This window comes from Pseudomonas sp. 22082, from assembly GCF_052046055.1.
GTDB classification, from domain to species: domain Bacteria; phylum Pseudomonadota; class Gammaproteobacteria; order Pseudomonadales; family Pseudomonadaceae; genus Aquipseudomonas; species Aquipseudomonas pharyngis.
In genome coordinates this window covers 150,682-174,214 of sequence record NZ_JBQEQB010000001.1, presented here as the reverse complement: position 1 = coordinate 174,214, position 23,533 = coordinate 150,682, and the positions used below count along the sequence as shown (strand labels likewise).

Here is a 23,533-nt window from a genome sequence, read left to right as displayed (position 1 = left end):
ACCACTTCACTGCGAAATCGATCCGATTTTGTAGCGCGGCAAATCCCTGTGAACTTTTCCCGGCGACGGCCGCTCGGAACCTGAGAGAGTTCATCCGGGCCCAGGCCCGACCGTGACCGCCAAACAGGCAAACGAGCGTCCTTGGGGCGTTAAGGAGAGATGCTCAATGACTGCTGAAAAACCTTCCGAACAGAGCTACAACCCGCACATGCCGCTGTCGCAGGCCTTGCTGTTGCCGCGCATCGTCATTGAAAACACCATGCCGACCCTCGACGGCGGGCAGTTTGCCGTCAAGGCAATCGCTGGTCGGGAGATCGTGGTCACCAGCAAGGTGTTCGCCGACGGTCACGACAAACTGGCGGTGCGCATCCGCTGGCGCGAAGAGGGTGACGAGACCTGGCAGACCGAAGTCATGAGCGATCAGGGCAACAATGGCTGGCGCGGTGTGTTTCAGCCGCAGCGCATGGGCCGTTATCTGTTCCTGATCGAGGCGTGGATCGACCAGTTCGCCAGTTTTCAGTACGAACTGGAGAAAAAACACACCGCCGCCGTCCCGGTCAGCCTCGAGCTGCAAGAGGGACGCACCATGGTGCAGCAGGCCGCCGAGCGCAGCGAAGGTCAGCTCAGCGAACAACTGGCCGGCTTGCACCACGAATTGTCCGGCCTGCTCGAAACCGAGCAGGTCGCGTTGTTTCTGCACTCGCGAAGTGCGCACCTGATGGCCGAGGCCGATCACCGCGCCTACTTGAGCCTCAGCCCGGAATTCCCGGTGGACGTCGAGCGCGAATTGGCGGAATTCGCCAGTTGGTACGAACTGTTTCCCCGCTCGATCACCGACGATCCCACCCGCCACGGCACCTTCAATGACGTGCACTCGCGCCTGCCGATGATTCAGGACATGGGCTTCGACGTGTTGTATTTCACGCCGATCCACCCGATTGGTCGCAGCCATCGCAAGGGGCGCAACAATTCCCTGACCGCCGGCCCGGACGATCCCGGCAGTCCGTATGCGATCGGCAGCGAGGAGGGCGGCCACGAAGCGATTCACTCGCAACTCGGCACCCGTGAGGACTTCCGTCGGCTGGTGGCCGCTGCCGCTGACCATGGTCTGGAAATCGCCCTCGATTTCGCCATTCAGTGTTCCCAGGATCACCCGTGGCTCAAGCAGCATCCGGGCTGGTTCAACTGGCGGCCGGACGGCACGATCAAATACGCGGAGAACCCGCCGAAGAAATACCAGGACATCGTCAACGTCGACTTCTATGCACCGGAAGCGATTCCGAGTCTGTGGGTCGAGCTGCGCGACATCGTCGTCGGTTGGGTGCAGGAGGGCGTGAAGATCTTTCGCGTCGACAACCCGCACACCAAACCGTTGCCGTTCTGGCAATGGCTGATCGCCGATGTCCGCACGCTGTACCCGGAAGTGATCTTCCTCGCCGAGGCTTTCACCACCCCGGCGATGATGGCGCGGCTGGGCAAGGTCGGTTACACCCAGAGCTACACCTATTTCACCTGGCGCAACACCAAGACCGAACTGGCGACCTATTTCAGCGAGCTGAATGAGTCGCCGTGGCGCGAGTGCTACCGGCCCAACTTCTTCGTCAACACCCCGGACATCAATCCGGCGTTCCTGCATGAGTCGGGACGTCCCGGATTTCTCATCCGCGCGGCGCTGGCGACCATGGGCTCGGGCCTGTGGGGCATGTATTCGGGATTCGAGCTGTGCGAATCGGCGCCGGTGCCGGGCAAGGAGGAATACCTCGATTCCGAGAAGTACGAGATCCGCGTCCGCGACTTCAACCAGCCCGGCAACATCATTGCCGAGATCGCCCAGCTCAACCGCATCCGTCGCCAGAATCCCGCGCTGCACAGTCACCTGGGCCTGAAGATCTACAACGCCTGGAACGACAACATTCTGTATTTCGGCAAACGCAGTGCGGACGGCAGCAACTTCATTCTGGTGGCCGTCAGCCTCGATCCACATAACGTGCAGGAGGCGAATTTCGAGCTGCCGCTGTGGGAAATGGGCCTGCCGGACGATGCCACCACCCATGGCGAAGACCTGATGAACGGCCATCGCTGGGACTGGCACGGCAAGTACCAATTCATGCGGATCGACCCGGCGTATCAGCCGTTCGGAATTTGGCGCATCACTGCCTGAACACAGATCCCCTGTGGGAGCGAGCCTGCTCGCGAATGCGGGCCAACATTCAATACATAGGTTGCCTGCCANNCCCACAGGGTGCTCATCGTTTTGCGAGCCAAGTGATCGGCTCACCGTGTTTATAGAATTGAACAGGAGTTTCAAATGGCGAAGAAACCCAAGGCTGCCACCTTCATCAAAGACCCGCTCTGGTACAAGGACGCGGTCATCTATCAGGTTCACGTCAAATCCTTTTTCGACTCGAATAACGACGGGATCGGCGACTTTCCCGGCCTGATCGCCAAACTCGATTACATCGCGGATCTTGGCGTCAACACCATCTGGCTGTTGCCGTTCTACCCTTCGCCACGCCGCGACGACGGTTACGACATCGCCGAATACCGGGGCGTCCACAGCGATTACGGGACGATGGCCGACGCCAAACGGTTTATTGCCGAAGCACACAAGCGTGGCCTGCGGGTGATCACCGAGCTGGTTATCAACCACACCTCCGATCAGCACCCGTGGTTCCAGCGAGCGCGCAAGGCCAAGCCAGGCTCGGCGGCGCGGGACTTCTACGTGTGGTCGGATGACGACCAGAAATACGACGGCACCCGGATCATTTTTCTCGACACCGAAAAGTCCAACTGGACCTGGGACCCGGTGGCGGGCCAATACTTCTGGCACCGCTTCTATTCACACCAGCCGGACCTTAATTTCGATAACCCGCAAGTCATGAAAGCCGTGCTGTCGGTCATGCGCTACTGGCTGGACATGGGCATCGACGGCCTGCGCCTGGATGCGATTCCGTACCTGATCGAGCGCGATGGCACCAACAACGAAAACCTCCCGGAAACCCACGACGTCCTCAAGCAGATCCGCGCCGAGATCGACGCCAACTACCCGGATCGCATGCTGCTGGCCGAGGCCAACCAATGGCCGGAGGACACCCAGCTGTACTTCGGTGACACCGACGCCGAGGGCGTGAATGGCGATGAATGCCACATGGCGTTCCACTTCCCGCTGATGCCGCGCATGTACATGGCCCTGGCCCAGGAAGATCGCTTTCCGATCACCGACATCCTGCGCCAGACCCCGGAGATCCCGGCCAACTGCCAATGGGCGATCTTCCTGCGCAACCACGATGAACTGACGCTGGAGATGGTCACCGACAAGGAACGCGACTACCTGTGGAATTACTACGCGGCCGACCGTCGCGCACGGATCAACCTCGGCATCCGCCGGCGTCTGGCGCCGTTGATGGAACGTGACCGCCGCCGCATCGAACTCCTCAACAGCCTGCTGCTGTCGATGCCCGGCACGCCGACCCTGTATTACGGCGATGAAATCGGCATGGGCGACAACATCTACCTCGGCGACCGCGACGGCGTGCGTGCGCCGATGCAATGGTCGATCGACCGCAACGGCGGCTTCTCTCGCGCCGACCCGGCCAGTCTGGTACTGCCGCCGATCATGGACCCGCAATACGGCTATCAGTCGGTTAACGTCGAAACCCAGGCCGGCGATCCGCATTCGCTGCTGAACTGGACCCGACGCCTGCTGACCGTGCGCAAGCAATCCAAGGCGTTCGGTCGTGGCACCTTGAAGATGTTGTCGCCGGCCAACCGTCGCGTTCTGGCCTACACCCGCGAATACACCGGGCCGGACGGCAAGCACGAAATCATTCTGTGCGTAGCCAACGTGTCACGCAGTGCACAAGCGGTGGAACTCGACCTGTCGGCTTACGTCGGCATGGTGCCGGTGGAAATGCTCGGTGGTAACGCGTTCCCGCCCATCGGCCAGTTGAGTTTCCTGCTGACCCTGCCGCCTTACGGGTTCTACTGGTTCGGCCTGGCGGCGGAAAACCAGATGCCGAGCTGGCACGTGGAACCTGCGCAGAGCCTGCCGGACTTCACCACGCTGGTGCTGAAAAAGCGCATGGAGGAACTGCTCGAAGCACCGTCCCGGGCCACCCTCGAACAGGCGATCCTGCCGAACTGGCTGCAGAACCGTCGCTGGTTCGCCGGCAAGGACGCTGCCATCGAACAGGTGAAACTGGCCTACGGCGTGCGCTTCGGCGATGCGCAGCATCCGGTGTTGTTCAGCGAAATCGAAGTGCAGAGCGGCGGGCAGACCAGCCGTTATCAATTGCCGTTCGGCTTCATTGCCGAAGATCAGGTCGGGCCGGCATTGCCGCAACAACTGGCCCTGGCCCGAGTGCGCCGGGTTCGCCAGGTCGGCTTGATTACTGATGCCTTCAGCCTTGAAGCATTTGTTCGCGCGGTGCTGCAAGGTATGCAGGGCGGTACGGTGCTGGAGTCCAGTGATGGCGAGATCCGTTTCGAGGCGACGCCGCAACTGGAAAAACTCGGCCTCGGCGCGGAATCCGAAGTGCGCTATCTGTCCGCCGAGCAATCCAACAGCTCGGTGGTGATCGGCAACAGTCTGGTGCTCAAGCTGATCCGCAAAGTCGCTTCCGGCGTACACCCGGAACTGGAGATGAGCGCTTACCTGACCGCGGCCGGATTTGCCAATATCTCACCGCTGCTCGGCTCGGTGATTCGTCGGGACGGGAAGGGCGAAGACAATCTGTTGATGATTGCACAGGGCTACCTGAGCAATCAGGGCGACGCCTGGGAATGGACGCAGAACAACCTCGAACGTGCACTGCGCGACGAACTGGCCGACGCCGTGTCCGAGCAGGCGCAGCACTACAACGCCTTGGGTGAGCTGAAGGATTTCGCCGGGATGCTCGGCCAGCGTCTGGGGGAAATGCATCAGGTATTGGCAGCGCCGAGCGACAACAAGGACTTCGCGCCGCAAGTCAGTTCGGCCAAGGATGCCCAGGCGACCGGCAAGGATGTCGCGGCGCAGGTCGAGCATGCCCTGAAGCTCCTGAAGCAACATCAGGGCGAACTTGACGCGGCGGATCAGAAGCTGGTCGCTCGTTTGCTCGACAACAAGAAAACCATCCTTGCCCACGTGCAGGAACTGGCCAAGCAATCCGCCGGCGGTCTGCGGATTCGTGTGCACGGCGACCTGCATTTGGGACAAGTGCTGGTAATCAAGGGCGATGCCTACCTGATCGACTTCGAAGGTGAACCGGCGCGGCCACTGGCCGAACGCCGAGGCAAGCACAGTCCGTACAAGGACGTCAGCGGGGTGCTGCGCTCCTTCGACTATGCCGCGGCCATGGCGCTGAATGTGCACAACGTCGACAACAGCCCCGAGGCCGAAGCCGCGCGTCGGCGGGTCACGGAGCGTTATCTGCGTGAAGCCCGGGAAGCATTTCTCCAGGCATATCGCCAAGCGGCAGCTAGTCTTGATCATGCCTGGCAAGATCCTGAAGGTGCCGACGCCGCACTGGCGTTGTTCGGTCTGGAGAAAGCGGCCTACGAAGTGGCCTATGAAGCCGAAAATCGCCCCACCTGGCTGCCCGTGCCGCTGCACGGTCTGTATGGGTTATTGACGGGGCTCAAACCCTTTTCCGATCTTGGTGGAGAGTAGTCATGAGTTTCTCGAACAGGGAACAGGGTCACGCTAAAGAAAGATTGCTGCCCACTGCAAAAGACATTGATGCCTTGGTGCGCGCAGAACACCACGACCCGTTTTCCATTCTTGGCCCCCACGGCGATGGCGCCGGCGGGCAGTTTATCCGGGCGTATCTGCCCGGCGCGTTGAGTGTTGCTGTTGTCGATAAAAACAGTGGCGAAGAACTCGGTCCGCTGGAGGCTACCGAAACGCCGGGGCTGTTTGTCGGGCATTTCGAGGGCGCACGGCCGTACCTGTTGCGCACCCGCTGGGCCGGTGGCGAGCAGGTCGCGGAAGATCCCTACAGCTTTGGCCAATTGCTCGGTGAAATGGACTTGTATCTGTTCGCCGAGGGCAATCACCGCGACCTCAGCAGCTGCCTCGGCGCGCAGCTGAAAACCGTCGATGGCGTCGACGGTGTGCGCTTTGCCGTGTGGGCACCGAATGCCCGTCGGGTGTCGGTGGTCGGTGACTTCAACGTTTGGGACGGCCGGCGACATCCGATGCGCCTGCGACATCCGTCTGGCGTGTGGGAATTGTTCATTCCGCGCCTGCAGGCGGGCGAACTGTACAAGTACGAAATCCTCGGCGCCCACGGCATCCTGCCGCTGAAGGCCGACCCGATGGCACTGGCCACCAGCCTGCCGCCGGACACTGCGTCAAAAGTCGCCGCACCGTTGCAGATCGACTGGCAGGATCAGGACTGGATGAACGGCCGCCACGAGCGTCAGCAGCACAGCGCGCCGCTGTCGATCTATGAATTGCACGCGGGATCCTGGCAGTGTGAACTCGATGATCTAGGCGAAGTGGCGCGCCAATACACCTGGCCAGAACTGGCCGAACGACTGATTCCTTACGTGAAGGAACTGGGTTTCACCCACATCGAATTGATGCCGATCATGGAGCACCCGTTCGGCGGTTCGTGGGGCTATCAGTTGCTGTCGCAGTTCGCTCCCAGTGCGCGATACGGCACGCCCGAGCAGTTCGGCGATTTCGTCAATGCCTGCCATCAGGCCGGCATCGGTGTGATTCTCGACTGGGTGCCGGCGCATTTCCCGACCGATACCCACGGTCTGGCGCAGTTCGATGGCACGGCGTTGTATGAGTACGGCAATCCGCAAGAAGGTTTTCATCAGGACTGGGACACGCTGATCTACAACCTGGGCCGCACCGAAGTGCACGGCTACATGCTGGCGTCGGCGTTGCACTGGCTCAAGCATTTCCATATCGACGGGCTGCGGGTCGATGCGGTGGCGTCGATGCTCTATCGCGATTATTCGCGCAAGGCCGGCGAGTGGGTGCCGAACCGTCATGGCGGTCGCGAGAACCTGGAAGCCATCGATTTCCTGCGGCACTTGAACGACGTGGTGGCACTGGAAGCGCCGGGCGCGCTGGTGATCGCCGAAGAGTCCACGGCGTGGCCGGGCGTCAGCCAGAGCACCCAGCAGGGCGGGCTCGGTTTCGCTTACAAATGGAACATGGGCTGGATGCACGATTCGCTGCATTACATTCAGCAGGATCCGGTTTACCGCGCCCATCATCACAACGAACTGAGTTTTGGCCTGGTCTACGCCTGGTCCGAGCGCTTCATCCTGCCGATTTCCCACGATGAAGTGGTGCACGGCAAGCATTCGCTGATCGACAAGATGCCCGGCGACCGCTGGCAGAAATTCGCCAACCTGCGCGCCTACCTGAGCTTCATGTGGACCCATCCGGGCAAGAAGTTGCTGTTCATGGGCTGCGAGTTCGGTCAGTGGCGCGAATGGAACCACGACCAGCAGTTGGACTGGTATCTGCTGCAATATTCGGAACACCAAGGCGTGCAGAAACTGGTCGGCGACCTCAACCGGCTCTACCGCGAAGAGCCGGCGCTGCACGAGCAGGACGATGCGCCGCAAGGCTTTCAGTGGTTGATCGGCGACGATGCGATCAACAGCGTTTACGCCTGGTTGCGCTGGAGCAAGGACGGCACGCCTGTGCTGGTGGTGGCCAACTTCACCCCGGTGCCGCGCCAGTCGTACCGGGTCGGTGTGCCGTTTGCCGGGCGCTGGAAGGAATTGCTCAACAGTGATGCCGACACCTACGCCGGTTCCAACTATGGCAATGGTGGCGGGGCGTTCACCGAAGAGGTCGCCAGTCATGGGCAAGCGTTGTCGCTGGAGCTGAATCTGCCGCCGCTCGCGGTGTTGATCCTTAAACCCGAGGCCTGACCCCACGCTCCGTACTGATCGTTCCCACGCTCCGCGTGGGAACGATCATACGGGTGCTCACCAGCGCATCCGGATCCCCAGGCTGCCAATCAACCCGTTCAGGTCGTTGTCGTCCACGTCGCTGCTGTAATCGGCGCTGACGTACAGGCTCACCGTCGGCGTCATTCTCGCCACCAGCCCCAGGCCGACTTCCACGGTCGAAGATTTGCGGCTGCTGCTGATCTTGTCCACCTGATCCAGCGTCACCGTGTTGCCGGTATACACCGTGTGCCACAGGTTCGTGCGCACGTAGGGTTCGACCGGCAAGCCGTTCAGGTCATAGCTACCTTTCAAGCGCGCACCGACTCGGCCGCTCCACGATGAAATGTCGCTGGAAGACGCATTGCCCGAGCCCGCATAGGGTGTGTCCAGGGTGATGCGCTGGTTGATCAATTGCGCCTGCGGTTCAACCACCCAGTTTTCACCCAGACCGATCGGGAATCCGCCTTCCACCGACAGCGTCATCGCGCTGCCTTCGGTGGCCAGGCGTGCGCCTTGCTCGTTACGGCTGAAACCGCTGACCCGGCCGCCACTGGCCGACAAGTCAACGTGCCAGCCCTGCGGGCCGATCAGGCTGTAGTAAGCGCCCAGGCTCTGGCCTTGCAGGTTGAGGGTGTCGGTGGTCGGGTCGGCGAGGGCGCGGCTGGTGATCAGGCCGTTGCCATTGCCCCTGATCTGATTCACACCGCCGATCAGGCCGACTTGCTGGGTGTGCCCACTGCTGCTTTTCAAGGTCAGCACGGCGGGCCCCTTGAAGTCGCCGGTGCCGGGTGTGGCGAAGCCCGGGCTGAGGACGTCGGTTTGCGCCTGACGGGACGTCGGACCGTAAAGCTGCTCCCAGGCCGAGGGGGCGAGGTCTTCGGTAATCAGCTTTGTACCGCGCAGGTCCGGCTGTGGGCTGAGCCGTTGCGGGTCCGGAGTCACGACCGTGGCGGGGAGGGTCATGACGGGAATGTCCTGGCGATACCAGGGTGTTGCTTCGTCCGCCACAGGGCCCGCCTGCGCCTCCATGGACGAGCACAGCAAGATAGAACTTGAAACGGTGCAGAAGGTAACTTTGATCTCTTGTGAGGTGAGTGAGGTTTTCATGGAGGTCTACCTTGCTAGCGCATGCAGTATCTCGCCTTGGCGTCTCTCCTACCCCGAACGAGGGGCGACCGAATGGAGCGTGGCGAATCCGTGGCCGCCCGTTTTTGACGAGTGACCTGGGGTTCGCCCCGAGTAGTGTTTCCGGGGGTAGTAAGGTAGAGCTAAGAAGACCCGAGCCGCTGCGTCAAGAAATTGAACGATGAGCGGTCGAGTCAAAACAGGTGATGCAAGTTTTTGTTTTTGCGTATTTATCTAAGTTCTTGTTTGTAGAGCTAATCGCTGTGGAAGCCGCGAGGCAGAGACTTTTTGCAACCGACAGTCGGTCTGCGAAACCGGGCCTGGCGACCAATTTCGCATCGTTGCGTATGTAAGGACAGCTGTCAGTATCGCGCTATAAATGCACTTCAACCGCCAGCGGCAAATGATCCGAAAGATGCGTCCACGGTTTGTTGCCGAGGATCTGCGGGTCGTGGCTGCTGGCATTGCGCAGGTAGATCCGGTCCAGTCGCAGCAACGGGAAGCGCGCGGGATAGGTCTTGGCCGGGCGGCCGTGATGGCGTTCGAAGGCTTCGTGCAGGTAGTCGCGGCGGGCGAGGGCGACGTTACCCTGCAACTGCCAGTCATTGAAGTCGCCGGCGATGATCACTGGCGCATTGTCGGGCAGCGATTCGAGCAACTGACAAAGCAGCTGCAACTGCAATTGCCGATGGCTTTCGAGCAGGCTCAGGTGTACGCAGATGGCATGCACTTCGGCATGCCCCGGCACATCCAGTACGCAGTGCAACAGCCCGCGCCGTTCCGGGCCGGTGATCGAGACGTCGAGGTTGCGATATTCGCGGATCGGGTATTTCGACAACAGGGCGTTGCCGTGATGGCCATCGGGATAGACCGCATTGCGGCCGTAGGCAAAGTCACTCCACATACTGTCGGCAAGGAATTCGTACTGCGAGGTTTGCGGCCATTCGTGGTAGCGGCTGGAATGCCGCTCGTGTTCGCCCACCACTTCCTGCAGAAACACCAGATCGGCCGAGGTGCTGCGCACCGCTTCACGCAGTTCCGGAAGGATGAAACGTCGATTGAGCGCGGTGAAACCCTTGTGCGTGTTGACCGTCAGCACCCTCAGGCGATGGATGGAGGACGGGGTGGAAGTCTGCGCGTCGACGACATGACGCTTGGGATCGCTGGACACGTTCACTCCTCTGAATCATGACTGCCTGTTCATGCGACTGATCCGGGCGCGGGCAGTTCACTTTGACTGGCTGCCCGCGCCCGATGGACTGTCAATCGACGAAGACGATCTCGTAGGGCAGGCGCATGCGCTCCAGAATCGACTTGGGCAGCAGCGGCGCGATACCGATCGCCGGTTCGCCATTGAGCTGGCTGGCGTAGGCATGGGTGGCGTGGCTCTTGCGCGCGACGGTCCAGGTGTCGAGGCGCAGCTTGCGCGCGCGATGCCACGGAATCTGTCCCTGATCGCGTTCCGGCCAGTGCCAGGCCCAGACCGGCACGTCGTGGTAAGTGGCGCCGACCTGTTGCGCCGCTTTGGCACTGGCCCGGCCGACCACTTCATGATCGGCGGTGCCATCTTCGCACCAGGTGCTGAAGACCACATCACCGGGGCGCAGGTAGCGGGCGATGAAATCAGTCAGTTGGGTTTCCTGGTCGAGCAGGGCCTTGTCGGTAAAACCGCCGCGCACCCATTTCAGGCTGTGCATCGGCAAACCGAGGCGGCGCAGGGCTTCGACGCTTTCCTGCGGGCGGAAAACGCTCAGGCGTTTTTCCGACCACTGGCGCGAGCCCGGATGACTGGCGCTGCCATCGGTGATCGACAGCAGTTGCAAGGGATGTCCGAGGCTGGAAAGCAGTTGCAGCAAACCGCCGCAGGTCACCACTTCATCGCCGGGGTGCGGGGCGATGACCACGGCACGGGCGCCGGGTGGCACCAAGGTGTGGGTATTGATGACGGGAATATTGTCGAGCTGCGGGGCGCTGTTCCAGATCTGCGCCGGCAGGCCGTTTTCGCTGAGGGATAACGGTTTCATGAGTGATACATCCTTGTTGTGTCACGCCCTCAGTCGTCCGCGCCGTGATGCTGCCAGGCGTGTACGACCCGTGAAGGCTGGTGGATAGCCCTGCAGCGCTCCGAACCCTGGATTGCTGCGCAGCAGAGTATTGCTCAAGACGGGCGGTTCGTCGCGTCACAGATCAATCTGATCCGCTTTTTTTTATTCAGTCTGTGCCAACTGTCGCAGAAAGTCGCCAAATCCGCCGCGTGCACGACTGTCCAGACGGGCGCTGGTAATGACCTGTGGCCGATGACTCCAGGCGATGCTGGCCCCGCAAAGCTCCAGTTGGCGCACCAGCCGCACATCTTCGTCACAGGTCAATGGTTCGAAGCCTCCGGCACGCACGTAAGCTTGTGCGCTGACGCCCAGATTGGCGCCATGGATGTGCCGGTGTCCTTCGCAGGCCTGGTAATGACCGTGATAGCGAATCTGCGCGGCTTCATCGAAGGTGTCATGCCAGCGCTCGACCGTGACCGTGCCGCACACGGCATCGGTGCCCAATCCCAGTTGTTCCACCAGCCAGTCTTCGGCGACGCGGCTGTCGGCGTCGGTGCAGGAAATCCAGCGAGCACCCCGATCAAGCAGCTGTTGCGCACCGATGGCCCGGGCCAGGCCGACATTGCGTGCCTCGATGCTCAGCGCCCGTACAGGGTACTGGCTGACGATATGCGCCGAACGGTCGGTGCAACTGTCGAGCACTACCAGGATCTCCACCGGTTCACCTGCCAGCATCGGATGCCCGGCGGCGCGCAGGGCGGCCTGCAGGCAGTCATCGAGCCACTCTTCTTCGTTGTGTGCCGGGATCAGGATGCCAATCATCGCAAACCCTCCAGCGCGGCCACCGAACGCGGTTCGCGGCTCCAGACTTCCAGCAGGAAATCCGCTTCCTGATGCAGGACCAGTCGTGGCATGTGCAGCTGTTCGTGAATCAGGTCATGGACCTGGCGAGCATTGAGCGGGCAGCCATCGATGGGCGGGCGCCAGTGACAGGCCAGCAATTGACCGTCTGCCGTCAACGAATCGCCGATGCGACGGATGACCTCTGTCAGATCCTGTCGATCAAGGTAGTAGCCGATTTCGCTGAATACGATCAGGTCGAATTTTTCCTCAGGCCAGTCAACAGGGAGGCGACCCTGCCGCACCTCGGCGTGGTCGAACAGGCTCAGCCGGGTACGCGCCAGATTCACCGCGGCGGCGCTGGTGTCGCAGCACAACAGCCGATCGCAGCGCTCGGCCAGCGCGGCACTCAGTTCACCGTTGGCGCAACCCGGTTCGAAGATCGCGCGGTAATGCGGGCGGGGCAGTGCCGCCAGGGTCACCAGGCGTTTACGCTGCTCGTACCAGCGCTGGCGAAATCCCCAGGGGTCGTTATTGCCGGCGAACAGGCCTTCGAAGTAGCGATCCTCGACGCTCATAGAAAGACCACCTCGAACGGTTGCAGCAAACGGTCGATGACATAGGGCGCGAGCACCGGTGGCAGTCCCGCGTCGGGATCACCCTCCAACTGACTGGCGAAGGCATGCACTGCGTGACGCTTGCGCGCGACCTGCGCCGGGTTCAGCAGAATCTTGCGCGCCCGCTCCCAGGGCACGATGGCGTCTTCCGGCGTCGCCCAGTGCCAGGTCCAGACCGGCAGCTCGTGGCAAATCGCACCCACGCGGTACGCCGCTTCGACGCTGGCACGGCCGACAGCCTCATGGTCGCTGTGGCCGTCTTCGCGCCAGGTGGTGAAGATCACGTCGTCGGGTTGCAGGTAGCGGGTCAAGTAGTCACACAGCATCGACTCGCGCGCGGCGACCTGAGTGTCGGGGAATCCGCCGCGCAGCCATTGCACCTGATGCATGGGCAGGCCGAGGCGACGCAGGGCCTCGGCGGACTCCTGCGGGCGCACCACACTCAGGCGCTCCACCGGCCAGCGCTCCGAGCCAGGGTGACTGGCGCTGCCATCGGTGACCGAAATCAGTTGCAGGGTGCGGCCCGCCGCGGCGAGCTGTTGCAACAGCCCGCCGCAACCGAGCACTTCATCATCCGGGTGCGGCGCGATCACCACGGCCCGCGACCCCGGCGGAACCAGGTCGAGAATGTCGATGCTCTCCACCGCTGCCAGATGACGCGAGCCCTGCCACTCATGCAAGGAGGTTCCTTCACCGATGATCGGATTGCGCTTCATAGGGCCCAACCCTCGCGCGGTTGCTGCGCAGCCAGTCGGCCCAGTACTGCCAGATCCCGTTCGGCATGGCTCTGGCGCAGATACACCGGCAGGTCGGCCGCCAGGCGGGCAAAGTGCAGGTCCTTGCAGAACGGCCCGGCGCCAAGTGCCCGGCCAGTCTCGCGCATGACCTGTGCAGCGGCGTCCTCGACCACGGCACGCACACGCCGGGCCAACAACTCGGCGTCGGCTCCGGGATTGCTGTCGATGTCCAGGGCACTGACGCGCAGCACCTGTGCGGCGCCGTGCAGCGCGCTGTCGACGGCGCCGAGACTGGCCAGTGCGTGCGGTTCTTCACGCCGCGCACAGTGCTGGCGCAAGCGTTCGCCGATCTCCCTCGCGGCGCCGTACCAGCACGCGGCGATCCCGATCCCGCCATGCCAGAAACCCGGACGTTGCAGGTAGTCGCCAGGATCGCCGATCGCCTGCGCCTCGACCTCATCGAACAGCACCTCGACGCTGCCGGTGGCGGCCATGCCGACCGCTTGCCAGCCTTGATCGGTGACGGTCACACCCGGTTGGTCGAGGGCCACGGCCACCAGTTGCTGATGATCGTCCTCATCCCACGCCGTCAGCAGGGCATGACTGAGCACTGCCGCTCCGGAGCACCAGGCCTTGCGTCCATTCAACCGCACCATTTGCCCCGAACGGCTGACCCGAACCCGCGCTTGCGGTGGTTCGGCTGCCCACATGCCCCACGTGCTGCCGGGCGTCGGCGAGCCACCGAGTTGTTCGATGATTGCCAACGCATCGGTATGGCCTTCATAAAGTTTGCACAGCCCCAGATCGTGCCCACCGACCTCGGACAGCCGTTGCCAGCGCTCCAGCGTACGACCGCTGCCGGGTAACGGCAGGTGGTCGAGGCCGGCCTCGACCATTTGCCGCAGACACAAGCCAAGTGCAGCGGTATCGCGGTAGTCCGGCGTGTGCCGTGAAAGGTAATCGGACAGGTGCATGTCAGTCCTCTTCTTCGCGTTGCAGTTCAAACAGCAACAGCGAGCGTCCGGTGACCGAGTACTCATGACCGAACTCAAAACGCTCCTGGCCACGGATCGATGGCTGGTTGGTATCGATCATGCACGTCCAGAAACTGCCTTCAGGCACTTCCGGCAAGGTGAAGTTGACGATGTCGTGATGGGCGTTGACCACCAGCAGCAACGTGGCGTCGCCACCCTTGCGGCGGATCCCGGTTTCCTGGGCACGACCGTCAAGCAACATGCCCATGCAGCGATTCTGCGCGTCATGCCAGTGTTCGGTGGTCATTTCCGTGGCGTCCGGCGCAAGCCAGGTCACGTCCTTGACGCCGATGTCCTCGTTGTATTCGCCGACCAGGAACCGCCCGCGTCGCAGGATCGGATACGCCAGGCGCAACTTGATCAGGCGTTTGACGAACTTCAGCAGCGCTTTGCCGTCCTCGCTCAGGTCCCAGTTGACCCAGCCGATTTCGCTGTCCTGGCAATACGCATTGTTGTTGCCGTCCTGGGTACGAGCGAATTCGTCACCGGCCACCAGCATCGGCGTGCCTTGGGACAGCAACAGGGTGGCGAAGAAGTTGCGCATCTGCCGGTGGCGCAGTGCATTGATTTCCGGATCGTCGGTAGGGCCTTCGACGCCGTGGTTCCAGGACAGGTTGTTGTTGCTGCCGTCCTGATTGTTTTCGTCGTTGGCCTCGTTGTGCTTGTCGTTGTACGACACCAGATCGTTGAGAGTGAAGCCGTCGTGGGCGGTGACGAAATTCACCGACGAATAAGGCCGGCGACCGCGCTGGTTGAACATTTCCCCGGAGGCGGTCATGCGGCTGGCGAAGTCGGCGAGCTGGCCGTCGTCGCCTTTCCAGAAGGCACGCACGGTGTCGCGGAACTTGTCGTTCCACTCGACCCAGCCCGGCGGGAAATTGCCGACCTGATAACCGCCGGGGCCACAGTCCCAGGGCTCGGCGATCATTTTCACTTGGCGCAGCACCGGATCCTGGCGGCAGGCCACGAGGAAACTGTGCCGTTCATCAAAGCCGTCGTGATAGCGACCGAGGATGGTCGCCAGGTCGAAGCGGAAGCCATCGACGTGCATTTCACTGGCCCAGTAGCGCAGCGAGTCGGTGACCATTTGCAGCACGCACGGGTGGCTCAGGTCGAGGGTGTTACCGGTGCCGGAATCGTTGATGTAGAAGCGCTTGTCGTCCGGCATCAAGCGGTAGTACGAGGCGTTGTCGATCCCGCGCATCGACAGGGTCGGGCCTTGCTCGTTGCCTTCGGCGGTGTGGTTGTAGACCACGTCGAGAATCACTTCGAGATTGGCGTCGTGCAGGTGCGCGACCATTTCCTTGAACTCGGCAATCTTGCCGCTGGCCAGATAGCGCGGATCCGGGGCGAAGAACGCGATGCTGTTGTAGCCCCAGTAATTGGTCATGCCCTTGTGCAGCAAGTGCTGGTCATTGACGAAGGCATGGATCGGCAACAGTTCGACGGTCGACACCCCGAGTTTGCGGATGTGCTCCAGCACATCGTCGACCATCAACCCGGCAAACGTGCCGCGCACATTCTCCGGCACCGAAGGGTGGCGCATGCTGATGCCGCGCACGTGGGTCTCGTAAATGATGGTCTTGTCCCACGGCACGCTGACGCGATGGTCGTGGCCCCAGGTGTGCGCCGGGTCGATGACTTTGCACTTGGGGACGAAGGGCGCGCTGTCGCGCTCGTCGAAACTGAGGTCGGCGTCCGGGTGGCCGATGGTGTAGCCGAACAGCGCTTCGGACCATTTCAATTCGCCCACCAATTGCTTGGCATAGGGGTCGATCAGCAACTTGTTGTGGTTGAAACGGTGGCCGTTGGCCGGGTCATAGGGTCCGTAGACCCGGTAACCGTAGATCAGTCCCGGATGCGCATCGGGCAGATAGCCGTGGTAGATCTCGTCGGTGTATTCCGGCAGTTCGATGCGTTCGAGTTCGACTTCGCCGGCATCGTCGAAAATGCACAGCTCGACCCGGGTGGCGTTGGCGGAGAACAGCGCGAAGTTCACCCCCAGACCATCCCAGGTCGCGCCGAGCGGGAAGGGCAGGCCTTCACGGATGCGCGAGGGTTCGGCGTGCGCGGCGGGCTCGGCTTTCTTTGGACGGGTCATAGGTGCTCCTGCAAAAAATCGGGGGGTAGGTGTTTTTCGAGGACGAGCGAGCCCTCGGTGGCGAGCGAACCCGCCACACGGTTATTCAAATCAATGGTTAAAGGGCGTCAGACCGCAGGCGGCTTGCGCGGCGCGCGGGGCTTTTTCTCGGTGGCTTTTTCGCCCGGAGGAATCACTTTGGCAGCACCGGCGGGCTTGGCCTTCGTCGTGGTGGCTGTCTTGGGTTTGGCAGCTGTCCCTTTGCCGTCGAGCGCTTTGCTGGTGGCGGTCTTGCCGGCGGTTTTACTGCCGGCGGCTTTTGGCGATTTTTTCGGCGCCAATGCTTCGGCTTCGGCCAGTTTGCGCGCCATCTCCCAGTGGCGGGCGGCCTGGCCCTCGGGTTTACCTTCGGATTCCCAGATCTGATAGGCGAATTCGCGGATGCGTTTATCGTCGGTACTCATCGCAATGCTCCTGAACTGAACTCATGCTGCTAGACGTGTTGGATAAGCAGATTGACCGGGAAATCCCCCAGCGCGGCGCTGACCTGCAGCTCCCTGTTTTTTGTGACTGCGGTGCTCGAAAAAAGTCCCTTCGGATTTTCGTCAGAGGCGTCGAACGGTAAAACCACCCGCGTATCGCCCCAGCGCAGCGCGTCAACCATCGGCACAGCACTGTTTTCCAGCAAGGTTGCGCAACGGATCGGCACGATCACGATGATCCGTCGCTCCCCATGCTCGCGGGCAAACGCGAGCACGTTGTGCGCCTGGCTGCCCAGCACCTCGAGGGTCTGGTACGAACCCTGGCGAAACAACTCGGTGTGGTCGGCGCGCAGACGCAGCACCTCGGCGATCAATGCTTGCTTGATTCGCCCGTCGCGCCAGTTCGCCAACAGTTCCTGAACCGGCCCGGGTGCCTCCAGCGCCTGCTGCCTGGCGGCGTAGTCCACTGGCCGGCGGTTGTCCGGGTCGACCATGCTGAAGTCCCAGAACTCGTTGCCTTGATACAGATCCGGCACTCCCGGCACGGTCATGCGCAGCAAGGTTTGCGCCAGACCGTTGAGGGCGCCGGCGGCGGCGATGCTGTTGACGGTCTTGGCCAGCGCTCCGCGCAGCAGTTCGCCTTCAGGAGCCAGCAGTAATTGTTCGGTGAACGCCTGGGCTGCGTTTTCGTAGGCTTCGTTCGGCGCGCTCCAGCTGCTTTGCAGCTTGGCTTCGCGCAGGGCTTTCTGCTGCCACTGCCAGACACGTTTGGCGTAATCGGCGAAGCCCGCCTGATCGTCGTCACGCAACTCCAGCGGCCAACTGCCGAGCAGCGCCTGATAAAGGATCAGTTCGTCCGCAGACGACGGCAGCTGATCGTCATTGCGCAGCGGTCGGGCGAGGGCGCGCCACAGCTCGATCTGTTCGGCGTACCAATGGCTGCGCTCGCTGAGCACGGCCAGCCGCGCGCGGGTGTCTTCCCCGCGTTTGTGGTCGTGGGTGGCGGTGGCCAACAGATTGTCGGGAAAGCTCTCCAGACGTTGCAGGTTCACCGCGTGAAAGTCGCTGACCGGCGCACTGAACTGCTCGGTGTTGTAGCCGACGTCATTGCGCGACAGCAGCACCGCCGAACGATACAGCGCGGTGTCTTCCACCGCTTTGGCCGCGGCCGGCGAAGTGAGCTGCTGAAAGCGCACGCAGGCATGGCGCAGGATTTTGCGCGAGCGCCCACGGGGTTTGCGCCGCCATGGCTGACCACCGAGCCAACCGGCTACGGAGTCCAGCACTGGCCAATCGGCTTCGCTCAATGTCTGCCGTGCACCGTCCATGGCCTGCTGGAAAAACACCTCGTCCCGGGCCGAGCGGCCCATCGGGGTGATGTAGGTGCGATAGACCGGGAAGTGCACGATCAGCGCCTGCAACACCCGGCGGATCGAGCCGAGCGTGAGGTCGCGGGTCATCAGGTCGTCGCGTGCCACTTGCAGCAGGGCCTGGGCGACGCTTTCGCAATCGCTGGCCAGCGAGCCGTTGAGGATCTGCTGGCGCGCCAGTTGGGCTTCTTCGATGAACGCGGCGGGGCGCTCGGTGCGGCGTTGCCACAAGTCACCGAGCACGTGTTCGCCGTCCGGGTCGTGCTGCAGCAGTGACAGCTGGTTCATGAATTCGTAACCGGTGCTGCCGTCCACGGCCCAGTCGGTGGGCAGGGTTTCGCCGTCGCCGAGAATCTTCTCGACGTAGATCGGCAAGTGCCGGCCCGGCGCCAAGTGATCGAGGCGGCGGCGCAGCTTGCGGCAGTAACCGCGCGGGTCGGCGAGGCCGTCGATGTGGTCGATGCGCAGGCCGTCGATCAAGCCCTCGCCGATCAACTGGAAAATCTTTCCGTGGGTGGCCTCGAACACTGCCGGACGCTCGACCCGCAAACCGCCGAGTTCGTTGATGTCGAAGAAGCGCCGCCAGTTGATGTCATCCGCGGCTGTGCGCCAGCTCGCCAGACGATAGCTTTGCCGCTCCAGTAATTGGTGCAGGCGCTGAAAACCGTCTTCGGTCTTCGAATCGTAGTGCGTCAGGTTGCGCTCAATGGCCTGCAGAATCTGCGGGTCGCTGGCCAGTTGCTGAAGTTCTTCCTTGAGCGGAATCGCCAGCGCGCGAGCGTCGGTCTGATAACTGAGCGCGCTGAAACGTTCAGCGAGGGCCCTGAGGGCTTCGTTCGGTGTGTCAGCGGACCTGAGCAGTTCGCCGTAGTCGCCGGGGCAGATGGGGAAGTGATGCTCGTAATGCTCGACATGGAAGGTGCCACTTTCGGCGTTGAACACCAGCGGCAGAGTCGCGTCCTGCAACGCGACGCCATAGTCACTGCCGAGAAACGGCAACAGCAACTGGCCTTCCATCAATGGGTCGGGCGAGTGCCACTGAATGTCGAAGAACTCGCCGTAGGGGCTGAGCCGTCCCCATTCCAGCAGATCGAGCCACCACGGGTTGTCCCCGCCACCGACTGCCATGTGATTGGAGACGATGTCGAGGATCAGCCCCATACCGTGCTCGCGCAGGCTGGCGACCAGACGACGCAAGGCTGGCTCGCCGCCAAGTTCCGGATTGACCCGGGTCGGGTCGACCACGTCGTAGCCATGCATCGAGCCCGCACGGGCGGCGAGCAACGGCGAGGCATAAATGTGGCTGATACCGAGTCGGGAGAAATACGGCACCAGCGGCACCGCCTGATCAAGGGTGAAACCGCGATGAAATTGCAGGCGAACCGTGGCGCGCAGTGTCGGGATAGGCAATGCACTCATTGGTCACGCTCGGCTGCTTGAAGGCGGGCACACGCCAATAGTTCCAGGCGTCTTGCGGCGTCTACACCGTCGAGCAGTGTCTCACTGGTGGCCGGCAAGCGGCGCGACCAGTTCGGGTGGGTGTCGATGGTGCCGGGCAGGTTGGCCTGTTCGTCGAGCCCCAGCGCATCTTCCAGTGGCAACAGCACCAGCGGCGCGCGGGTGTGGCCGAGGAAACGCACAGCGGCGTCGACCACCTGATCGGCCTCGTGGGATTCCTCGCGAAAGTTCTGCGGGTCCTGGCTCAAGGCACTGCGCAGGCCTTCACGCTCGCGTTCGCGATAACGGCGCCAATCGATTTCGCCGTTGGCATCGACCAGCCCGAGCCGCGCGTTCCAGTCGATGTCGCGGCCATGCCACCAGCCGTTGAGCGTCGGCAGGTCGTGGGTGCTGGTAGTGGCCAGTGCGTTGTCCGGCCAGTCGAGGATCGGTTTGAAATGGGTGTTGTCCTGTTCGAACAACAGCACGCGCATGCCGAGCATGGCGCGGGCGATCAGTTTCTCCCGCAGGCCGTCGGGTACGGTGCCGAGGTCTTCACCGAGCACGATCGCTTGATGACGATGGGATTCGAGGGTCAGCAGACGCAGCAAGTCGTCCACCGGGTAATACAGGTACGCACCGTCTGCCGGGGCGCAACCGTTGGGGATGACCCATAACCGTTGCAGGCCCATGACGTGGTCGATGCGCAGCCCGCCGGCGTGGGCGAAGTTGGCGCGCAGCATCTCGATAAACGCGCGAAAACCGTTGCGCACCAGGCCTTCCGGGGAAAACGCGGAAATACCCCAGCCCTGTCCGGAGCGATTGAGAATGTCCGGAGGCGCACCGACGGTCAGCGAGGCGAGCAGTTCGTCCTGAAAACTCCAGGCCTGGCTGCCGGCGCCGTCGGCACCCACCGCCAGGTCAGCGATCAGGCCGATGCCCATGCCGGCGCTGCGAGCGGCGGTCTGGGCACGTTCCAGGCAGCGGTGAATCAACCATTGGCAGAACGCGAAGTAACTGATGCGCTCGGCGTATTCCTCGGCAAATGCGCCGAGCGCTGCGCCGCGCGGGTCGTGCCAGTGTTCCGGCCATTCGCGCCAGTCGAGGCTCTCGCCACGGACGGCGCGCATTTCCTGGATGGCTTCGAAGCGGCAGTGGTTTTCCAGCGCTTCACCGCCGGCATCGCGGAAACTGGAGAAGTCGGCATGCAGCGGGTGTTCGCCGTTGATGAAACCGTCGTACAAGGCTTGCAGGAGTTTCAATTTGGCTTCGGCCGCTTTCGGCCAGTCGACCAGTTTCAGGTCTTCCAGTTGCTTGAACTGGTCGGTCAGGCCGGCGGCGTCAATCGCATCACGCAGCGCGCGCTCGCCGAGGATGGTCCCCGGTGCGGCATACAGCGGATTGAGAAACAGCCGACTGGACGGCGAGTAAGGGCTGTAGCGCCCGGTGTCGGCGCTGAACATCGCGTGCAATGGGCTGATCGCCAGTGCATCGGCACCCCGTTCGCCGGCCACCCGGGCCAGTTCTTCCAGGGCCTGGGTGTCGCCGAAACCGCCATCGCCGGAGCGGCGCAGGCCATAAAGCTGCACGCTCAGGCCCCAAGCGCGCGGGATCGGACTGTCCACCGCGTCACCCACGCTGAAGCAGCGTTCCGGCGCCACGGCCAGGGTGAATTGCTGATCGGCGATGTGCACTTGCTGATAGCCGACCGGAATCTCTCCGGGCAGTATCGACTCCGCGTCAAGCCGCAGGCTCAAGCGCGAGCCATCTTCAAGGTGAATCTCACAAGGGGTTTCTGGTTCGAAATAGCGCGCCAGATCCAGGCCCTTGCCGAGATCGGCAGTAAGCAGTGGCGGCAGTTGGCGATTTTCCTGTACCTGCTGCAGTTCAAGCAGGCTGGCGTCGATTTCCTGGGCAGTGCCGGCCGGGTGGCCGAGACCGATCAGCACATTGCGAAGCACGGCCGGGGCGACTTTTTGGGCTCGCCCGTTGGCGTCGATCCAGTCGACGGCAAGGCCGGCTCGGCTGGCGAGAATTTCCAGTTGCGCATCGCTCATAGGCGCTCTCCATCCAAGGGGGGCAAAGGGGTTGCGGCCGTGAGGCTGACGAGCGCGCAATACGGGGGCAGAAGGCCCTTATCCGACATCTCGGCAGCGGGGGGCTGTTGAAACAGCCACACCGCGCCGGTCCGTGGAGGGTTGACCACTGCCGTCCCGCTGAGGTTCAGGTCAATTCGCAACTCACTGCCATCGCCCAGACGCCAGCGTGCGCTGACCGCACCACGGCCCAGCATTTGCGCGCCAAGGGCCTGGGTGCCGGACAGGTTCGGGATGATGTAGCGGTGACGCAATTGCAGCAGGTGACGATAGAGCTCATTCGTTGCCTGCTGGCGCGGTGTGCCATTACCGGACCGCATTGGCCGCGAAGCGTGGAAGGTCGATTCGGCGTTGGGGTCGGGTATCCGTTCGCGCTTATGCGGGTCGGTGAACGCACTGAATGCAGCGAACTCGTTGCGACGGCCTTCTCGTACCTGTTTTGCCAGTTCGCCGTGGTGGCTGGTGAAGAACAGAAACGGTTGCTCGGCGGCATATTCATCGCCCATGAACATCAGCGGAATCATCGGCGACAGCAACAGCAGCACCGTCGCCGCCTCGAGCGCGCGCGGATCGGCCAACTGATGCAGGCGCTCGCCGAAGGCACGGTTGCCGATCTGGTCATGGTTTTGCAGAAACAGTACGAAGGCAGTGGACGGCAGATGCTCGCTCGGTTCGCCGCGTGGTTCGCCGTGGCGGGTGATATGCCCCTGAAACACGAAGCCCTGGCTCAGGCAGCGGGCCAGTTGCTCGGTCGGTTGCAGAGCGTAGTCGGCGTAGTAGGCATCGGTTTCGCCCGTCAACAACACATGCAAAGCGTTATGGCCGTCGTCATTCCATTGGGCGTCGTAATTTTCTTCCAGCAGGCTCGATTGGTTGAGTTCGTTCTCGACGGTCAACCATACATGACGGGCAGGGTCGACCTGCTGGCGGACACGCTGCGCCAGTTCGGGCAGGAAGTCCTGACTTTCTATTGCATGGACGGCATCCAGGCGCAAACCGTCGAAACGGTATTCCAGCAGCCACATCAGTGCATTTTCGATGAAGAAGTCCCGCACCTCACGACGGCGAAAGTCGATGGCCGCGCCCCACGGGGTGTGTTTGTCTTCGCGGAAAAAGCCCTTGGCGTAGCGATGCAGGTAGTTGCCGTCCGGACCGAAATGGTTGTAGACCACGTCGAGAATCACCGCCAGACCGTGGCCATGGGCGCTGTCGATCAGATGCTTGAGTTGTTCCGGAGTGCCATAGGAGGCTTGTGGCGCAAAATGCAGTACGCCGTCATACCCCCAGTTGCGATAGCCGGGGAATTGTGCGATCGGCATCAGTTCGATAGCGGTAATGCCCAGGGCGGCCAGTCGGGCCAGATCCTTTTCGACCTCATCGAATCCGCCTAGCGCACCCACATGCAACTCGTAGATCACCGCTTCATTCCACGGCCGACCTCGCCACGTTACGTGTTGCCATGGATAGGCGTGGGGATCGACCACCACGCTGTGACGGTCGATATCGCCGTCCTGCGCCCTGGAGGCCGGGTCGGGCACCTCCAGTTCGCCGTCGATGTTGAAGCGGTAGCGGCTGCCGGCAGGGCAGCGGGTCTTGATGACAAACCAGCCATCGCCCTGGGGCAGCATAGGCAGCGACTGGCCGTTGCCCAGCTCGACGCTGACGTAAAACGCATCCGGCGCCCACAGCGCAAATTGTGTGTGGTCGGCATCCAGCATGATCGCGCCGTGGGGCCAGCTTTCAGGTGTCCGTGACGGCATTGTTG

The 23,533-nt window shown here is 62.4% G+C and carries 15 protein-coding genes; 3 read left to right on the top strand and 12 right to left on the bottom strand.

The genetic code is table 11. The features are described 5' to 3' along the window. The first annotated feature begins 166 nt into the window (after positions 1-166). The 3 genes from ACTJK9_RS00720 (at position 167) to glgB (ending at position 7,884) form a co-directional block, all read left to right on the top strand. Entirely contained in the window at positions 167-2,161 is a 1,995-nt protein-coding gene (locus ACTJK9_RS00720) for an alpha-1,4-glucan--maltose-1-phosphate maltosyltransferase (RefSeq protein WP_440811294.1), read from the top strand. A 147-nt stretch (positions 2,162-2,308) separates the two neighbouring features. Further along, on the top strand, positions 2,309-5,650 hold the full coding sequence (gene treS, locus ACTJK9_RS00715; protein WP_440811291.1) for a maltose alpha-D-glucosyltransferase: 3,342 nt from the start codon (positions 2,309-2,311) through the stop codon (positions 5,648-5,650). A gap of 2 nt (positions 5,651-5,652) precedes the next feature. Next, entirely contained in the window at positions 5,653-7,884 is a 2,232-nt protein-coding gene (gene glgB / locus ACTJK9_RS00710) for a 1,4-alpha-glucan branching protein GlgB (RefSeq protein ID WP_440811289.1), read from the top strand. 57 nt (positions 7,885-7,941) lie between these two features. Here the strand turns inward: glgB and ACTJK9_RS00705 are convergent, their stop codons facing one another. The 12 genes from ACTJK9_RS00705 to treZ all read right to left on the bottom strand — a co-directional run bounded on the left by ACTJK9_RS00705 (position 7,942) and on the right by treZ (position 23,528). Further along, on the bottom strand, positions 7,942-9,012 hold the full coding sequence (locus tag ACTJK9_RS00705) for an autotransporter outer membrane beta-barrel domain-containing protein (RefSeq protein ID WP_440811287.1): 1,071 nt from the start codon (positions 9,010-9,012) through the stop codon (positions 7,942-7,944). 391 nt (positions 9,013-9,403) lie between these two features. Continuing rightward, positions 9,404-10,201, bottom strand: a complete 798-nt coding sequence (locus tag ACTJK9_RS00700) for an endonuclease/exonuclease/phosphatase family protein (RefSeq protein ID WP_440811284.1) — start codon at positions 10,199-10,201, stop codon at positions 9,404-9,406. Positions 10,202-10,292: 91 nt separating this feature from the next. Then, positions 10,293-11,054 (bottom strand): PIG-L deacetylase family protein, encoded by a 762-nt coding sequence (locus ACTJK9_RS00695; protein ID WP_064596291.1) that lies wholly within the window; start codon positions 11,052-11,054, stop codon positions 10,293-10,295. Positions 11,055-11,237: 183 nt separating this feature from the next. Next, positions 11,238-11,897, bottom strand: coding sequence for a glycosyltransferase (locus tag ACTJK9_RS00690; RefSeq protein WP_440811282.1), 660 nt, complete (start codon positions 11,895-11,897; stop codon positions 11,238-11,240). Next, positions 11,894-12,493 carry an SAM-dependent methyltransferase gene (locus ACTJK9_RS00685; protein WP_440811279.1) on the bottom strand — a complete coding sequence of 200 codons (600 nt, stop codon included), beginning with the start codon at positions 12,491-12,493 and terminating at the stop codon, positions 11,894-11,896. The genes ACTJK9_RS00690 and ACTJK9_RS00685 overlap by 4 nt, the downstream gene beginning before the upstream one ends. Next, positions 12,490-13,248: a PIG-L deacetylase family protein gene (locus ACTJK9_RS00680; RefSeq protein WP_039768129.1), complete on the bottom strand. Its 759-nt coding sequence runs from the start codon at positions 13,246-13,248 to the stop codon at positions 12,490-12,492. Before ACTJK9_RS00680 ends, ACTJK9_RS00685 begins: the two co-directional genes overlap by 4 nt. After that, positions 13,245-14,243, bottom strand: a complete 999-nt coding sequence (locus tag ACTJK9_RS00675; RefSeq protein ID WP_440811277.1) for an acyl-CoA dehydrogenase family protein — start codon at positions 14,241-14,243, stop codon at positions 13,245-13,247. Before ACTJK9_RS00675 ends, ACTJK9_RS00680 begins: the two co-directional genes overlap by 4 nt. 1 nt (position 14,244) lies before the next feature. Further along, positions 14,245-16,404 carry a glycogen debranching protein GlgX gene (glgX, locus tag ACTJK9_RS00670; protein WP_064596299.1) on the bottom strand — a complete coding sequence of 720 codons (2,160 nt, stop codon included), beginning with the start codon at positions 16,402-16,404 and terminating at the stop codon, positions 14,245-14,247. A gap of 107 nt (positions 16,405-16,511) precedes the next feature. Further along, on the bottom strand, positions 16,512-16,847 hold the full coding sequence (locus ACTJK9_RS00665; protein ID WP_440811276.1) for a DUF2934 domain-containing protein: 336 nt from the start codon (positions 16,845-16,847) through the stop codon (positions 16,512-16,514). Between the two features lie 29 nt (positions 16,848-16,876). Beyond that, entirely contained in the window at positions 16,877-19,654 is a 2,778-nt protein-coding gene (locus tag ACTJK9_RS00660) for a malto-oligosyltrehalose synthase (RefSeq protein ID WP_440811275.1), read from the bottom strand. After that, complete coding sequence (gene malQ / locus ACTJK9_RS00655) at positions 19,651-21,729, bottom strand: 4-alpha-glucanotransferase (protein ID WP_440811274.1); 2,079 nt, start codon at positions 21,727-21,729, stop codon at positions 19,651-19,653. Before malQ ends, ACTJK9_RS00660 begins: the two co-directional genes overlap by 4 nt. Then, positions 21,726-23,528 carry a malto-oligosyltrehalose trehalohydrolase gene (treZ, locus tag ACTJK9_RS00650; RefSeq protein ID WP_440811273.1) on the bottom strand — a complete coding sequence of 601 codons (1,803 nt, stop codon included), beginning with the start codon at positions 23,526-23,528 and terminating at the stop codon, positions 21,726-21,728. Before treZ ends, malQ begins: the two co-directional genes overlap by 4 nt. Between the last annotated feature and the right edge of the window lie 5 nt (positions 23,529-23,533).

Bases quoted from the DNA above. Each gene is read 5' to 3' on its own strand.
- ACTJK9_RS00720 (WP_440811294.1), top strand. From the start codon at position 167: ATGACTGCTGAAAAACCTTCCGAACAGAGCTACAACCCGCACATGCCG.
- treS (WP_440811291.1), top strand. From the start codon at position 2,309: ATGGCGAAGAAACCCAAGGCTGCCACCTTCATCAAAGACCCGCTCTGG.
- glgB (WP_440811289.1), top strand. From the start codon at position 5,653: ATGAGTTTCTCGAACAGGGAACAGGGTCACGCTAAAGAAAGATTGCTG.
- ACTJK9_RS00705 (WP_440811287.1), bottom strand. From the start codon at position 9,012: ATGAAAACCTCACTCACCTCACAAGAGATCAAAGTTACCTTCTGCACC.
- ACTJK9_RS00695 (WP_064596291.1), bottom strand. From the start codon at position 11,054: ATGAAACCGTTATCCCTCAGCGAAAACGGCCTGCCGGCGCAGATCTGG.
- ACTJK9_RS00690 (WP_440811282.1), bottom strand. From the start codon at position 11,897: ATGATTGGCATCCTGATCCCGGCACACAACGAAGAAGAGTGGCTCGAT.
- ACTJK9_RS00685 (WP_440811279.1), bottom strand. From the start codon at position 12,493: ATGAGCGTCGAGGATCGCTACTTCGAAGGCCTGTTCGCCGGCAATAAC.
- ACTJK9_RS00680 (WP_039768129.1), bottom strand. From the start codon at position 13,248: ATGAAGCGCAATCCGATCATCGGTGAAGGAACCTCCTTGCATGAGTGG.
- ACTJK9_RS00675 (WP_440811277.1), bottom strand. From the start codon at position 14,243: ATGCACCTGTCCGATTACCTTTCACGGCACACGCCGGACTACCGCGAT.
- glgX (WP_064596299.1), bottom strand. From the start codon at position 16,404: ATGACCCGTCCAAAGAAAGCCGAGCCCGCCGCGCACGCCGAACCCTCG.
- ACTJK9_RS00665 (WP_440811276.1), bottom strand. From the start codon at position 16,847: ATGAGTACCGACGATAAACGCATCCGCGAATTCGCCTATCAGATCTGG.
- ACTJK9_RS00660 (WP_440811275.1), bottom strand. From the start codon at position 19,654: ATGAGTGCATTGCCTATCCCGACACTGCGCGCCACGGTTCGCCTGCAA.
- malQ (WP_440811274.1), bottom strand. From the start codon at position 21,729: ATGAGCGATGCGCAACTGGAAATTCTCGCCAGCCGAGCCGGCCTTGCC.
- treZ (WP_440811273.1), bottom strand. From the start codon at position 23,528: ATGCCGTCACGGACACCTGAAAGCTGGCCCCACGGCGCGATCATGCTG.